Origin of the sequence: Tamlana sp. s12, from assembly GCF_016767215.1 — a bacterium.
Classification (GTDB): domain Bacteria; phylum Bacteroidota; class Bacteroidia; order Flavobacteriales; family Flavobacteriaceae; genus Pseudotamlana; species Pseudotamlana agarivorans.
Genome location: NZ_CP068547.1, coordinates 584,935 through 599,859 on the forward strand (window position 1 = coordinate 584,935; position 14,925 = coordinate 599,859).

General features: G+C 35.0%; 12 protein-coding genes. 7 read left to right on the top strand and 5 right to left on the bottom strand.

What is annotated here, in order from left to right:
• Positions 1-25: 25 nt before the first annotated feature.
• Complete coding sequence (locus JJL45_RS02445; protein ID WP_067145251.1) at positions 26-634, bottom strand: superoxide dismutase; 609 nt, start codon at positions 632-634, stop codon at positions 26-28.
• A 123-nt stretch (positions 635-757) separates the two neighbouring features.
• On the opposite strand from JJL45_RS02445, the gene JJL45_RS02450 reads away from it, so the two are divergent.
• From JJL45_RS02450 to JJL45_RS02475, 6 genes are all read left to right on the top strand, one after another.
• Complete coding sequence (locus JJL45_RS02450) at positions 758-3,895, top strand: UvrD-helicase domain-containing protein (protein WP_068600879.1); 3,138 nt, start codon at positions 758-760, stop codon at positions 3,893-3,895.
• A 21-nt stretch (positions 3,896-3,916) separates the two neighbouring features.
• A complete protein-coding gene (gene kbl, locus JJL45_RS02455; protein WP_068600877.1) occupies positions 3,917-5,110 on the top strand; it encodes a glycine C-acetyltransferase in 1,194 nt (397 codons plus the stop codon).
• 146 nt (positions 5,111-5,256) lie between these two features.
• Entirely contained in the window at positions 5,257-6,615 is a 1,359-nt protein-coding gene (locus tag JJL45_RS02460; protein WP_067145258.1) for an OmpA family protein, read from the top strand.
• A 75-nt stretch (positions 6,616-6,690) separates the two neighbouring features.
• Positions 6,691-9,444, top strand: coding sequence for a PD-(D/E)XK nuclease family protein (locus JJL45_RS02465; RefSeq protein ID WP_068600875.1), 2,754 nt, complete (start codon positions 6,691-6,693; stop codon positions 9,442-9,444).
• Position 9,445: 1 nt separating this feature from the next.
• A complete protein-coding gene (locus JJL45_RS02470) occupies positions 9,446-10,285 on the top strand; it encodes an alpha/beta hydrolase family protein (RefSeq protein ID WP_068600874.1) in 840 nt (279 codons plus the stop codon).
• Between the two features lie 23 nt (positions 10,286-10,308).
• Positions 10,309-11,988 (top strand): glycerol-3-phosphate dehydrogenase/oxidase, encoded by a 1,680-nt coding sequence (locus tag JJL45_RS02475; protein WP_068600871.1) that lies wholly within the window; start codon positions 10,309-10,311, stop codon positions 11,986-11,988.
• Positions 11,989-12,191: 203 nt separating this feature from the next.
• On the opposite strand, the gene JJL45_RS02480 is transcribed toward JJL45_RS02475, so the two are convergent.
• Both JJL45_RS02480 and JJL45_RS02485 read right to left on the bottom strand, forming a co-directional pair.
• Positions 12,192-12,431 (bottom strand): hypothetical protein, encoded by a 240-nt coding sequence (locus JJL45_RS02480; protein ID WP_068600869.1) that lies wholly within the window; start codon positions 12,429-12,431, stop codon positions 12,192-12,194.
• A gap of 66 nt (positions 12,432-12,497) precedes the next feature.
• Positions 12,498-12,743 (bottom strand): hypothetical protein, encoded by a 246-nt coding sequence (locus JJL45_RS02485; protein ID WP_202664226.1) that lies wholly within the window; start codon positions 12,741-12,743, stop codon positions 12,498-12,500.
• Positions 12,744-12,876: 133 nt separating this feature from the next.
• Here JJL45_RS02485 and JJL45_RS02490 point away from each other — a divergent pair, with 133 nt between their 5' ends.
• Positions 12,877-13,749 (top strand): helix-turn-helix domain-containing protein, encoded by an 873-nt coding sequence (locus tag JJL45_RS02490; protein WP_068600865.1) that lies wholly within the window; start codon positions 12,877-12,879, stop codon positions 13,747-13,749.
• 11 nt (positions 13,750-13,760) lie between these two features.
• Here the strand turns inward: JJL45_RS02490 and JJL45_RS02495 are convergent, their stop codons facing one another.
• Together JJL45_RS02495 and JJL45_RS02500 are read right to left on the bottom strand one after the other, a co-directional pair.
• Entirely contained in the window at positions 13,761-14,318 is a 558-nt protein-coding gene (locus JJL45_RS02495; RefSeq protein ID WP_068600863.1) for a hypothetical protein, read from the bottom strand.
• 7 nt (positions 14,319-14,325) lie between these two features.
• On the bottom strand, positions 14,326-14,748 hold the full coding sequence (locus JJL45_RS02500; RefSeq protein ID WP_068600860.1) for a hypothetical protein: 423 nt from the start codon (positions 14,746-14,748) through the stop codon (positions 14,326-14,328).
• Positions 14,749-14,925: the final 177 nt, after the last annotated feature.

A 14,925-nucleotide genomic window follows, 5' to 3' on the forward strand; every position in this document is an offset into this window, starting at 1 on the left:
TCAAAATTTAATAACAAAGTTATGCTTATTTCGCTGCTGCGTAACGTTTTTCAACTTCGTTCCAGTTTACTACATTAAAAAATGCAGAAATGTAATCTGGACGACGGTTTTGATAGTTTAAGTAGTAAGCGTGCTCCCATACATCAAGACCTAAAATAGGTGTTCCACCACATCCAGTTCCTGGCATTAATGGGTTGTCTTGGTTTGGCGTTGAGCAAATTTCAACTTTTCCTCCTTTATGTACACATAACCATGCCCATCCTGATCCAAAACGTGTTGCTGCAGCCTTAGAGAAAGCTTCAACAAATGCTTCTTTTGATCCGTAAGCAGCTTCAATAGCATCTTTTAAATCTCCTGATAAACGACCTTTATCTTCTGGGCTAATAACGTCCCAAAATAAAGAGTGGTTATAAAAACCACCACCATTATTTCTAACAGCACCATTACTCATATCTAAATTCGTAAGAATATCTTCTATAGATTTTCCTTCTAAATCAGTTCCTTCAATAGCAGCATTTAAGTTGTTTGTGTAACCTTGGTGATGCTTAGAGTGGTGAATCTCCATTGTTTTTGCGTCAATGTGTGGTTCTAAAGCATCGTATGCATATCCTAATTTCGGTAATTCGAAAGCCATAATTTTAGTTTTTAATTAATAATATTTGATTTGTCCAAATTTACACATAAAAGCGGGCAATTAAAAATAATTAATTGTTATCAAATCATCGATAGTTTTTATCTTGTATGCAAATTTCCTTTTATGCAATCCACAGCACCCTTTACCATTTACAATGCTTCGGCTGGAAGCGGTAAAACCTACACACTGGTTAAAGCCTACTTAAAAATACTATTTGGTTCGCATTCAAAAGATCAATTTAAGCGCATTTTAGCCATTACCTTTACCAATAAAGCGGTTGCCGAAATGAAGGATCGCATTATTGAAACCCTAAAAAACTTTGCGCAACCTTCTATATTAACCGCTAACGACAGTATGTTTAATGACATTTGTGAGGCTTTAGAAATGACTCCGGAAGCGCTACACAAAAAATCGGAAAACCTATTAAACTACATCATACATAATTACGCAGCTTTTGATATTTCGACTATCGATGGATTTACGCACAGACTCATTAGAACTTTTGCCCACGATTTAAAATTACCCTTAAATTTTGAAGTGGAACTCGACCAAGAGTCTTTGCTTTTTGAGGCCGTAGACAGTTTAATTACCAAAGCAGGAACCGATACCGAACTTACCAAGACACTTATTGATTTTGCTTTAGAAAAGGCCGATGATGATAAAAGCTGGGACCTCTCCTATGATTTTAATAAAATAGCCAAACTGCTTACCAACGAAAATGACATTCCTTTCATTGAAACCTTAAAAGATAAAAGTTTACAAGATTTTAAAAACTTAAAAGTTCAGCTGAAACAGGAAATCGCAAGTTCAGAAAGCAAGATTCAAACTAAAGCACAACATGTATTAGACATCATTAAGGATAAAGGTTTAGAGCATTCAAATTTTTCTAGAAAAACACTTCCGAATCATTTTTTAAAAGCATTAAACTTAGACTTCCTTAGACTATACGACAATAAACTGGGAGAAAACATAAGTGAAAGAAAAGGCATATACACCAAATCCTTAAACGCCGACTTAGCTAGTGCCATTGATAGCCTCTTACCACAAATTGAAGAATCATACAATAGTATTAAAGAAGAAGTCTATCATCTTAAATTTTTAAAGAACTTTTATAAAAACATCACGCCTTTATCCGTATTAAATGCCATTAATAATGAATTAATCGCTTTAAAAGAAGCTCAAAATAAAATGCTGATCTCCGAATTTAATGCCATTATTAGTACCGAGATTAAAGCACAACCTACACCCTTTATTTATGAGCGTATTGGCGAAAAGTTTAAACATTATTTTATTGATGAATTTCAAGACACCTCGGTATTACAATGGGAAAATCTCATCCCCTTATTAGAAAACTCTCTTTCCGCTCAAGGCGGAAGCACCATGCTAGTAGGTGATGCCAAACAAGCTATTTACCGTTGGCGCGGAGGAAAAGCCGAACAATTTATAGGACTGTTTAACGATGTTAATCCGTTTCACATCCAAAAAGATGTTGCAAACCTGCCCGCTAACTTCAGGAGTTTTAAAGAAGTCATTGAATTTAATAACGGTTTGTTTCAGTTTTTAGCCAATCAGGTATTTCATCATGAGGCCTACCAAAAGCTATACAACGACGCGTCACAACAAATCACTAAAGATGAAAATGGTTATGTGGAACTTTCCTTTTTAGACATCAATAAAGAAGACGACAGAAACGACATATTTCCAGAAATCACCTTAGAAAAGATTAAAAACAGTCTGGAAAACGGTTTTCAACTGAAAGACATTTGCGTTCTAGTAAGAAAAAAGAAAGAAGGTGTGGCTGTAGCCAATTATTTAAGTCAGCATAACATCCCAATCATTTCATCGGAAACGTTATTGATAAACAATGCTCCTGAAGTTGGTTTCATAACCTATTTATTAACGCTACTGCTTCAGCCAAAAAATAATGAAATAAAAATCAAGGTCTTGCATTTTCTAACCGAACATTTTCAAATTGAAAACAAGCACGACTATTTCATCAATCATATTCATCTTTCTATAGAGGAACTCTTTGAGAGCTTTAAAGAATTTAATATTTCTATTTCAAGCTCCGAACTGCTACAACTTCCACTTTACGACATGGCCGAAACGATTGTTAGAACCTTCGGACTTGTTAAAAACTCTAATGCCTACATTCAGTTTTTCTTAGATATCATTCATGATTTTGCTCAAAAGAAAGGATCAGACATTTCTGGTTTCCTTGAATTTTTCAATAAGAAGAAAGACAATTTAAGTATTATTTCACCTAAAGGACAAGATGCTGTACAGATTATGACCATCCATAAATCTAAAGGCTTAGAATTTCCAGTGGTTATTTTTCCTTATGCCGATTTAGATATGGCTCGTGATGTCGACCCTAAAGAATGGTTTAAAATTGATGAAGCCCAATACCAAGGCTTATCGTATACCCTTTTGAACTACACTAAAGATTTTGAATATTTTGGTGATGAAGGTTTAAACATTTTTAACCGCCATGAATCGGAACAGGCTTTAGACAATATAAATTTACTTTACGTGGCGCTTACCCGATCGGTAGAACAATTATTTATCATTTCAACCAAAGACATTTCGGCTAAAGGGGAAGTCAATTCCAAAAAATATTCAGGTCTTTTAATACTATACCTACAGCATTTAGGATTGTGGCAGGATGCTCAAGAGTTATACGCTTTTGGTTCGCCAAATAAAACATCAAAAGCTACAACAAAACAACAAGAAACCGAATTTCAACAGGCTTTTATTTCAACAGCTAAAGAAACACACAACATTAAGGTAGTAACTAAATCTGGGCTTTTATGGGATACGAATCAGGAGGCAGCCATAGAAAAAGGAAACCTTATTCATGATATCATGGCTGGCATTAAAACAGATAAAGACATCGACCCTGTTTTTAATCAATATCTGAAATCCGCTATCATCAATCCAAAACAAGCCAATACGCTCAAAAAGTTGGTTACACAAATTGTACAGCACCCAGAATTATTAAAATACTACAACAACCCCGAACACACCATATATAATGAACGGGATATTATTACAAAAACAGGCATGGTATACCGTCCAGATCGTGTGGTAATCGATAGTGAAAATAACGCTACCATTATTGATTATAAAACGGGCCTAGCAGACAAAGAGCACGCCCAACAATTACAGTTATATCAAGATGTTTTAGAAGAGATGTTATTTACCGTTAAAAAGAAGATTCTTATATACACAAATAATGAGATTACCGTAAAAGTTGTTTAATTTTGCATAAAATTCAATAAAATGTACGGAAAACTGAAAAATCATCTTCTTGAAAAAATTCAAGACATCAAAGATAACGGACTTTATAAAGAGGAACGCATTATTACTTCGGCGCAAGGTGCTGAAATCACATTAAATACAGGCGAAACGGTTTTAAACTTTTGTGCCAACAATTATTTAGGACTCTCGTCGCATCCCGAAGTTATTCAAGCAGCCAAAGATACTATGGACACTCATGGTTTTGGCATGAGTTCGGTACGCTTTATTTGCGGAACACAAGATATTCATAAAGAACTAGAACAAAAAATTGCCGATTTTTACCATACTGAAGACACCATATTATATGCCGCAGCCTTTGATGCCAACGGTGGTGTATTTGAGCCATTACTTGGTGCTGAAGATGCCATAATTTCAGATTCTTTAAACCACGCATCCATTATTGATGGGGTACGGTTATGTAAAGCCGCGAGATATAGATATCAAAATAACGACATGGCCGATTTAGAAGCACAACTTATTGCTGCGAACTCTAAAGGCGCACGTTTTAAAATTATTGTTACAGATGGTGTATTTTCTATGGATGGACTCGTAGCGCCCTTAGATAAAATTTGTGATTTAGCCGATAAATATGATGCTTTGGTTATGATCGATGAATGCCACGCCGCAGGATTCATAGGTAAAACAGGCCGTGGTACTTTAGAAGAAAAAAACGTATTAGACCGCATTGATATCATTACCGGAACCTTAGGTAAAGCCTTAGGTGGCGCTATGGGAGGTTATACCACAGGCAAAAAAGAAATTATTGATTTGCTGCGTCAACTGTCTAGACCTTATTTATTTTCTAATTCCTTAGCCCCTGCAATTGTTGGCGCCTCCATTAAAGTTTTTGACATGCTTGCTAACAATACCGAGCTTAGAGACACTCTAGAATGGAACACCAGTTACTTTAAAAAAGGTATGAAGGAGGCAGGTTTTGACATTATAGATGGTGATTCTGCCATTGTCCCAGTTATGCTGTACGATGCTAATCTAGCTCAAAGCATGTCTAAAGAACTGCTAAAAGAAGGCATTTATGTCATCGGATTCTTTTTTCCGGTGGTTCCTAGAGAAAAAGCAAGAATCCGTGTACAACTCTCAGCAGCACATACTAAGACCCATTTAGACAAGGCAATTAGGGCTTTCAGTAAGGTTGGAAAGGCGTTAAACGTTATTTAAACTCAGTCTGAAATAAGTATTACGCCCATGCAAACTTAGGTTGGCCATACTTATATCTACAATATTTTTATATATTTGTCTTTGTTAATAAGAATTAACAACTTACTTTTGTTTACAATTAACACTTAAAATTTAAACTTTTGAATATGAAAAATCTTAGCAGATTATTGTTCGCTATGTTGCTTGTACTTGTTTGTAGCAACGTAAATGCGCAAGACAAAAACAATCCATGGCAGATTACCATTGGAGCAAACGCAGTAGACTTTTACCCAGTTGGTGAAGATTACCCACAAGGTGAATGGTTTGATGAATTCTTCAATGCAACTGATCACTGGAACATATTACCTTCTCTATCAACTATTTCTGTATCGAAATATGTAGGTAGCGGACTTACTTTTGGTGTTGCTGGTTCTTTAAACAAAATTTCCAAATTTGGAGATGACGAAGATGGAATGTACAGCGATGCTTCTTACTATGGAGTTGATGGTACTATTAAGTACAACTTTTTACAAGGAACTACAATCGATCCATTTATTGGTGTTGGTGGTGGTTACACTTGGGTTGACGAAATTGGTGCTGGTACTGTAAACGGAACTGTTGGTACAAACGTTTGGTTTACTGAAAACATCGGTTTAACTCTTCAAGTTGCTTACAAACATTCTTTCGAAGATTACTTATACTCTCACTTCCAACACACTGCTGGTATCTCTATCAGATTTGGTGGTGCTGATACTGACGGTGATGGTGTATATGACAAAGATGACGCTTGTCCACATGAACCAGGTTTAAAAGAATTTAACGGATGTCCTGATACTGACGGTGACGGAATCCAAGATAGCAAAGACGATTGTCCTAACGAAGCTGGTTTAGCTGAGTTTAACGGATGTCCTGATACTGACGGTGACGGAATCTCTGATAAAGATGATGCTTGTCCTACTGTTGCTGGTATTGCTGCATTAAACGGATGTCCAGATGCTGACGGTGACGGTGTTGCTGACGGTGATGATAAATGTCCTAACGAAGCTGGTCCAGCTGCAAACAGTGGATGTCCTTGGCCAGATACTGATGGTGACGGTGTATTAGATAAAGATGATAAATGTCCAGATACTCCTGGTACTGTTGCTAACAACGGATGTCCAGAATTATCAGAAGCTGTACAAAAATCTTTAAATGCTTACGCTAAAACTATCTTATTTGATACTGGTAAAGCAACAATTAAATCTCACTCTGCAGAAGTATTACAAAACATTATCGATATCTTAAAAGAGTACCCTCACGCTAAATTTACAGTTGAAGGTCACACTGATAGTGTAGGTTCTGCTTCTTCTAACCTTAAGTTATCTGATGCTAGAGCACTTTCTGTAAAAGATTACTTAACTAAAAACGGTGTTGAAGACTTCAGATTATCTGCTAAAGGATATGGAGAAACTAAACCTATCGATACTAACAAAACTAGTGCTGGTAGAAGAAACAACAGACGTGTTGAAATTAACTTAGTAAAATAAGACTATATTTTAAAAAGTTATAAATAGATTAAGAAAAACGCTTCGGGTATCCGAAGCGTTTTTTATTTTTATAACATGACAACATTCATATTTGATGTATTACAAGATTTAAAAAACAAACAAACAAACTTCTCTGAAGTTACCTTTGTTTTACCCAGCAAACGTGCTGGTGTGTTTTTAAAAAACCAACTCCCAAAGGTTCTAGACCATACATTATTTGCTCCAAAAATTATAAGTATTGAAGAGTTTGTAGAAGAAGTAGCAAAACTAGAAAGCACTTCTAATACCGAATTACTTTTTGAATTTTACAACAGTTACCTTCAAATTTCAAAAGGCGATGAGATCGACAGTTTCGAAACCTTCTCGAAATGGGCGCAAATCCTACTTCAAGATTTTAATGAAATTGATCGCTACCTCATTCCGCAAGAACACATCTTTGAATATCTTGCTGCCATTGAAGATTTAAAGCACTGGTCCCTTGAAGAGCCTAAAACAGAATTTGTTAAAAATTATTTGGCCTTTTGGAATAAGCTTTTTGCTTATTACAAGCATTTCACCAACCACCTTATAGAACAAGGCATAGGCTACCAAGGTCTCATTTACCGAGAAGCAGCTAAACAAATAAAAGCATACATTACAGCACATCAGGATAGTCAGTATATATTTCTAGGGTTTAACGCCTTAAATACCGCCGAAGAAATTATCATTCAAGACATATTAGAACATGGACTTGGACAAATTTATTGGGATATAGATCAGGTCTTTTTCGAAAACCCATTACATGATGCTGCCTTATTTACGAGACAGCATAAAAAATACTGGAACATTTTTAATACCCACCCCTTTGAGTGGATTACAAATAACTATTCCGGATCAAAAGACATCACCATATTCGGAATTCCAAAAAACATAGGGCAGGCTAAATATATTGGCACTATTCTTCAAGAATTACACCAGGAGCACGCCACCTTAGAAAATACCGCAGTTATTTTAGGTGATGAAAACTTACTCATACCCGTATTAAATTCCATTCCAGATGCTATTAAAGATTTAAACATCACTATGGGATTTCCTCTAAAATCAATCCCGTTAGCTTCTTTTTTTGATACACTTTTTAATATTCATAAAACTCATTCAAAATCCTTTTACTATAAGGACATTATTAAAGTTGTTTCCCATCAATTCATACGTCCTATTTTTAATGTAGAAAATATAGATTATGCGTCGTTACTCATAGAAACCATTGACAGCAACAATATGGTTTATCTCTCGGAAAAACGCTTAAAACAATTGGCACCTCCTTGCGCTACGGTTATCGATTTACTTTTTTCAAATTGGCATAAGTCCATTGATCAAGCCTTAAAAAATTGCACAGATTTAATTCTTGCTATCAAAGAGCGCTTAGATAAAAACAGTAAATCTGATATTCTGTCCTTAGAGTATCTTTTCCGTTTTAACGAGCTTTTTAATGGGTTAACACAATTAAACAATACACATGAGCATATTAAAGACATTTCAACCTTATACAGCGTCTATAATGAGTTATTGAGCTCCGAATCCTTAGACTTTCAAGGTGAACCTCTTCAAGGTCTTCAAATTATGGGTATGTTAGAATCGCGTGTATTGGATTTTGAGACGGTTATAATTTCATCTGTTAATGAAGGGGTTTTACCTTCTGGAAAAAGCAACAATTCCTTTATTCCATACGACGTTAAAATTGAAAATAAACTTCCAACATATAAAGAAAAGGATGCCGTTTATACCTATCATTTTTACCGTTTATTACAACGAGCAAAACGTGTCATTATTCTATATAATACAGAAGCAGATGTACTTACAGGTGGTGAGAAAAGCAGATTTATAACCCAATTAGAACTTGAAGGCATTCATAATATTAAACACCAAATTATTGCGCCTCAAGTACCCATATTGGAACAAAAATTGACCGTCGTAAAAAAGAACGCTGCACTGAATAGTGCTATCGAAAAATTGGCAAGTGGAGGCTTTTCACCTTCTTCGTTAACCAATTACATGCGTAACCCCATTGATTTCTATTATCAAAATATATTAAAGATACGGGATCATAACGATGTGGAGGAAACTGTTGCAGCAAATACCCTTGGAACCGTTGTACATAACACCTTAGAAGATCTTTACAAACCGTTAATAAACCGTTTTATCGACTTGGAGGTAATTAAAAGTTTAAAAGCGCATATCGAAGAACGTGTTACACATCATTTTAAAACAGAATATAAAGAAGGTGATATAACCAAAGGAAAGAACCTCATTATTTCTGAAATTGCAAAACGCTACGTTTCTAACTTTTTAGATTTAGAAATTAAAAGTATAAAAGCGGGAGACCAAATCAAAATTCTTGCTATTGAAGCCCAAAACGACATCATTATAAACATTCCTGAATTAGACTTCCCAGTTCGTTTAAGAGGTATTGTAGATCGCGTTGACGAATGCAACGGTGTGATTAGAATCATTGATTACAAAACAGGGAAAGTAGACCAGAATCAAGTAGAAATCACCAACTGGGAGGACATTACCACAGATTACAAAAAATACAGCAAAAGCTTTCAAATACTCGCTTATGCCTATATGATGCAACAACAAGGCATATTAAAATATCCTATGGAAGCCGGTATCATTTCATTTAAAAATATGGGTGCGGGCTTTTTAAAATTTTCAAAAAAGGAAGCAGGAAGCCGTTCTAAAAACGCTTTGATTACTGAAGAAACTTTAGCCTCCTTTGAAAAAGAACTAAAAAGTTTAATATTAGAAATATGCGATCCTAAAATTGATTTCACCGAAAAAGAAGTGTAATATGATCATAGAAAAGAATAACATCATTCCTGGTAAACACAACAAACCGATTCTAACAGATGTCTTTTTTAAAGACAACAAAAAACCTAAACCTGTGCTTATATTTTGCCATGGTTACAAAGGTTTTAAAGACTGGGGCGCCTGGGATTTAATGGCCAAAGCTTTCGCTGAATTAGATTACTTTTTTGTAAAATTTAATTTTGCTTATAATGGAGGAACCGTTGAAGACCCCATAGATTTCCCCGACTTAGAAGCGTTTGGCAATAACAACTACAGTAAAGAGTTAGATGATTTGGAAACCATTATAGATTGGGTAACCGAAAATCAAATGTATAAAAACGAATTGGATGCTAATAACATCATCCTTCTAGGACATAGCAGAGCTGGTGGCATTGTAAGTATAAAGGCTCATGAAGACCGACGTGTAAAACAAGTAATAAGTCTAGCAGGTGTTAGTGATTATGCCAACCGTTACCCTATTTCTGGTGATGCTGAACAGTGGAAGAAAGATGGGGTAAAATATGTGGTAAACGGCAGAACAAAACAACAAATGCCACACTTTTACCAGTTTTATGAAGATTTTACCAAGCACAAAGAACGCCTTAATATTAAACGAGCGGTTTCAAACCTCAACCAACCTTTTCTAATTATTCATGGCGATAAGGATACTAGCGTATTAATAGAAGAAGCAGAAAATCTTCATAAATGGAACCCTAAAAGCACTTTTAAAATTGTTGAAGGCGCCGATCATGTTTTTGGAGCATCACACCCATGGAAACATGACACTCTACCAGAACACCTAAAAAAAGTTATTCAATTGGTTAATAACTTTGCTAAATAACACGTTTAATATAGACTTCCTATATGCTTAACTCTGCGGATCATTTTTCAATATATGAAAGAGAAGAAATTCTCGAAAAGCTAAAAACAAGCACTTTCGACCTTGCTATTATTGGCGGTGGTATAACTGGAGCCGGCATTGCCTTAGATGCAGCTTCCCGTGGATTACGTGTTTGCCTAATTGAAAAAAGTGACTTTGCTTCTGGCACAAGTAATAAATCTACCAAGCTCATACATGGCGGTTTGCGTTACCTCAAACAATTTGAAGTGGGCCTAGTAAGGGAATCTGGATCCGAACGTGCGATTGTGCACCAACTTGCGCCACATTTAGTCCTTCCGGAAAAAATGCTGTTGCCGTTAAGCGAAGGCGGCACTTATGGAACATTAATGACCTCTATAGGATTAAAAGTTTATGATTTTTTAGCTGATGTACATGGTGAGGACGGAAGAATCATGCTGAACAAACAAGAAACCCTAGCAAAAGAACCCCTACTTAATCCTAATACCACAACAGGTGGTGGTTTGTATGCTGAATACCGTACCGATGATGCCAGACTCACTATTGAAATACTAAAAAAAGCAGCTTCATTTGGTGCCACAATCTTGAACTACTGCGAACTTAAAACTTTCAATTATCATAAAGACTCGCAAATAAAAAGTTTAAACTGTGAAGATCAGCTTGCAAAACAAACCCTGAACATCACAGCAAAACATTACATCTCCGCAACTGGTCCTTGGGCCGATCTTATACGCCGAACCGACCATTCGATTAATCATAAGCACCTCCATTTAACAAAAGGAATACACATCGTAATTCCGCGAGATAAATTGCCTATAAAACAGGCACTTTACTTTGATGTAAAGGACGGACGTATGATTTTTGCCATTCCGCGCGGTCGTGTAACTTATGTTGGCACCACAGATACCAATTATACAGGGAATAAAAACCGGGTTGTAAGTACCAAAAATGATTTACTATACATACTAGAAGCTATAAACGCCACTTTTCCTGACATTAAATTAACTGAAAATGACGTAGAGTCTAGTTGGGCCGGTTTACGCCCTTTAATTCATGAGAATGACAAAGGTCCATCAGAATTATCTAGAAAAGATGAAATTTTTGAATCACCAACCGGTTTAATAACCATAGCTGGAGGTAAACTTACAGGCTACCGAAAAATGGCCCAGCGTGTCTTGGATGTTGTACTAGACCGTATGTCTTCCGAAGAAAAATCAAAACTAAAAAACTCTCAAACATACAAGATCCCATTAGTTGAACCTTATTTTAACTCCATTAATGAGGTAAAAACGTTTCAAAAGGAACTCGAATTAAAATTAAATAAAATAGAAGTTTCAAACGATTATCATGCTTGGTATTTATGTACCAATTACGGGATAAAAGCCCTAGAAATTTTAACCAAAATAAAGGATTTTGAAAACCAATCACCCTTAGAACGCCTTATAAGAGCAGAGCTTTGGTTTAGTATCACCTACGAAATGACCACCAGTTTAACTGATTTTTTTGTGAGACGCACGGGACGTTTATATTTTGATATCCAAAGTGTTCACCAATACCGAGAGCTTGTTTTGGCAGATTTCAGCATCTATTTAGATTGGAAAGCCCCTAAAATTGAACAGGAAAATAAAAAATTAGATCTAGCCATTCAGGATGCCACAACATTTTACGATGAAGAAATATTATAGATTCAAGTTTAAAAAAAGAGGGCAACAAAAATAAATTCTGCTACCCTCCCAAACTTAAAAATCAAACTTCAAATTGCTATTAATCCGTTCTAATTTTTAATACATTAATTAATCCTTAAACTTAAAATACTTTTGTAATTCTTAGCTCAACAAATTTACGACAAGCCTGACTAATCTTATACGACATGCTGTGTCCTAGATAGTTATATAGTCACAAATATTGTTCTCACCAGATTTTCTTCTTCTAAAGACAAATCATCACCCTTTAAATGAATTAAAAGATCCAAGGTTCTATCTAAAGACAAATCCGTGATATGCTCAGATTTATAATCGATTTGAAGCAATAAATCCTTTAGCGCTGAAGCCGTTTGTATTTGTTCCAAACTAGAATTTTTGCTATCATCTATCGCAGTTTCTATTTCTTTTAATTTATGTAGAAGCATCCTATAATTATTTTTTAGTATACCGGAAATGTGACATTTATAACTTCTAATGGATAAATCAAAAAACTAAAGTTCCAAACTTTTAGGAACATACACCGAAGCATATTGCCCATCTTCTCTGAAATTAATTAACCATTGCACCAATAAATTTTCTGCTTTATCTAAAGGCAACATAAATAAATTAGCCACAGCAGGAGCCATACCAAACATGTCTTCTTTTGTATACTTAGAAAGCATATGCAAATAGATGAAAACACGACACTCCAAAGAAGTAATCGGCCTATAGTTTTCATTTTCTGTACGTTGACACATGGTATTGGAATTAAAAAACCACAAGGTTTCCAGTTACATGTTGCAAATTTAAGAGGGCCCAACCGTAATTCTTACGACATTAAATGTCATGAGGCTATTTTTAATTATATTTATTGACTATTTTAACACATAGATGAAAAGATATCATTCCATAGGCGAGTTATTTAAGGATTATCGAGAATACAATAACTTGTCTCAAATCGATTTTGCCGCAAGTATTAAAGTCGATTTACGAACCATACAGCGCTGGGAAAAAGATTTAACCCTAGTGAAATCTGAAAAAGAAGAAGATATTGTTTTGGCAACATTAATGCCTTACCAACTCATACACAACCTGAATGCTGCGGTTCCAATTCCTACTTTCTACAGCTTTAAAACCAGAAAGTACTCGCTTTCAGAGCAAAACAGCAAACTTCCAAATTTATCTTGGTACAAAGATCAACTCGATCTAACCACACCAAACATAAGAACGATTGACTATGATTTGGATATCAAGCATATCGATAATTACATAGATTCTCAGCATAAAGACGACAGTTACGTAAACGATGAATTGATTCGAGAGGCCGTTAAATTACTGCCGGAACTTAACTTTGTATTTACAGGAAGAACAGGGTATTATGCAGGACACTGTATCGTTTTGCCAATTAAGGAAGCGACCTATATAAAACTTAGAAACCGAGAAATAGATAACAAAAACCTTAGAGCCACCGATTTAATTAGTCCGAAACAATTAGAACGTCCCATTTATTACCGATATGAAATTTCAGGAGATTGTAATGAAACCATTTTTTATGTGATGGCCGAGTTTTTTAGATATTTTAAAAATTTAAACAAAAAATATCTGCTTTGTGGCTATACCGAACGTGATGATAATTATCACTTAAATTTGGAACTTGGATTAAAAAATGTTTGGGAAGACAAAGCCTTACAAGAGACCTTAGGTTTGGAATATCCTCCACGATTTATTGAAGGTGATTTTGACCATTTTCTATTTGACGACTAAACATAACCTCCTCATTCGAAAGCGCATAACATCTCACTTTCTGGATATATTTTTTGAATCCAGAACAGTTCATCAAAAATGTGTAGAAATGAGATGAGATGTTTAAAATCTTTAGTATCAACAAAAATATTGTAGCCCAATAAACGTTCATCAACGACTAGTAAATGTTTAGGGTCATTGGAATAGCTGAAATAACTCATTAAAAACTCGAAACAATCATGGCCTGCAATTTTTTCGTTTCTTACAACCCATTGTTTGCATTCAAAAATATCATTTTTAACCTGTTCATAAACTAGCAATTCATTTCGAGCATACGCTTCATTTTTGTGATAAAATGAAAACTCCAATAACCTTTCATACAGAGTTAAAAAAAGAAGAGCATCTTCTTTAGTCGTACAGGAGCAACTCCCAGTGAATTTATAACGACATTCCGAATTTGGGCAAGACCAGTTATACTTGATATCTTTAAATTCAGATTCAAAATCCAACAGCCATTGCTGAACGTCATTAAAAGTAAAAAGCTCGTTTTTTTGTAGGTTGTGAAATGCTGATAAGGCCTTAATTTTCATAAAAATATTAGTGAATAGCTTCTCTAGTATACATATTCAACGTCTTTTCACAAATAATATTATACTGTTCTATTTGTTTGGATGTAGGCGTAACACGAATATCATAAAGCATAGCACGTAAAGCTGTTTCAAACCACTTTTTTTGTTCAAAATTTAAATCAGCTAGTAAGTCATAGGCTTCAGCATCCGCTCTGGAAGCATATTTATGCACATAAGCTTTCTTAATATCAAAGCCCACACCTTTAAATTGTTCATGTATGTAATTATACATTTTAAGGTTTAAGGCAGCTTCATCGGCCATAACAATTAAAAAAAAGGCATGCACCATGGCTTCTAATTGATCGGTATTTAAAGTTTCACTAAACGTTTTAATATTCGGATTTTCATGAAATCCTAGTATTTTTTTCTTACTACCTAATAAATTAATCACTTGCTTACAGTTTAAGTTTAAAACAAAACTAATTGTAAGACTGTAAAAAATAGACGACATTAGGTGTCGGCTAGAGGTCTATACCATAGATATACCTTTACCCTACTTAATCAAGTATCCATAATATACCTGCATTTTAAGGGTGTAAGAAGTATTTTACTTTAGTCCTTAAATTCT

Bases quoted from the DNA above. Each gene is read 5' to 3' on its own strand.
- JJL45_RS02445 (WP_067145251.1), bottom strand. From the start codon at position 634: ATGGCTTTCGAATTACCGAAATTAGGATATGCATACGATGCTTTAGAA.
- JJL45_RS02450 (WP_068600879.1), top strand. From the start codon at position 758: ATGCAATCCACAGCACCCTTTACCATTTACAATGCTTCGGCTGGAAGC.
- kbl (WP_068600877.1), top strand. From the start codon at position 3,917: ATGTACGGAAAACTGAAAAATCATCTTCTTGAAAAAATTCAAGACATC.
- JJL45_RS02460 (WP_067145258.1), top strand. From the start codon at position 5,257: ATGAAAAATCTTAGCAGATTATTGTTCGCTATGTTGCTTGTACTTGTT.
- JJL45_RS02465 (WP_068600875.1), top strand. From the start codon at position 6,691: ATGACAACATTCATATTTGATGTATTACAAGATTTAAAAAACAAACAA.
- JJL45_RS02470 (WP_068600874.1), top strand. From the start codon at position 9,446: ATGATCATAGAAAAGAATAACATCATTCCTGGTAAACACAACAAACCG.
- JJL45_RS02475 (WP_068600871.1), top strand. From the start codon at position 10,309: ATGCTTAACTCTGCGGATCATTTTTCAATATATGAAAGAGAAGAAATT.
- JJL45_RS02480 (WP_068600869.1), bottom strand. From the start codon at position 12,431: ATGCTTCTACATAAATTAAAAGAAATAGAAACTGCGATAGATGATAGC.
- JJL45_RS02485 (WP_202664226.1), bottom strand. From the start codon at position 12,743: ATGTGTCAACGTACAGAAAATGAAAACTATAGGCCGATTACTTCTTTG.
- JJL45_RS02490 (WP_068600865.1), top strand. From the start codon at position 12,877: ATGAAAAGATATCATTCCATAGGCGAGTTATTTAAGGATTATCGAGAA.
- JJL45_RS02495 (WP_068600863.1), bottom strand. From the start codon at position 14,318: ATGAAAATTAAGGCCTTATCAGCATTTCACAACCTACAAAAAAACGAG.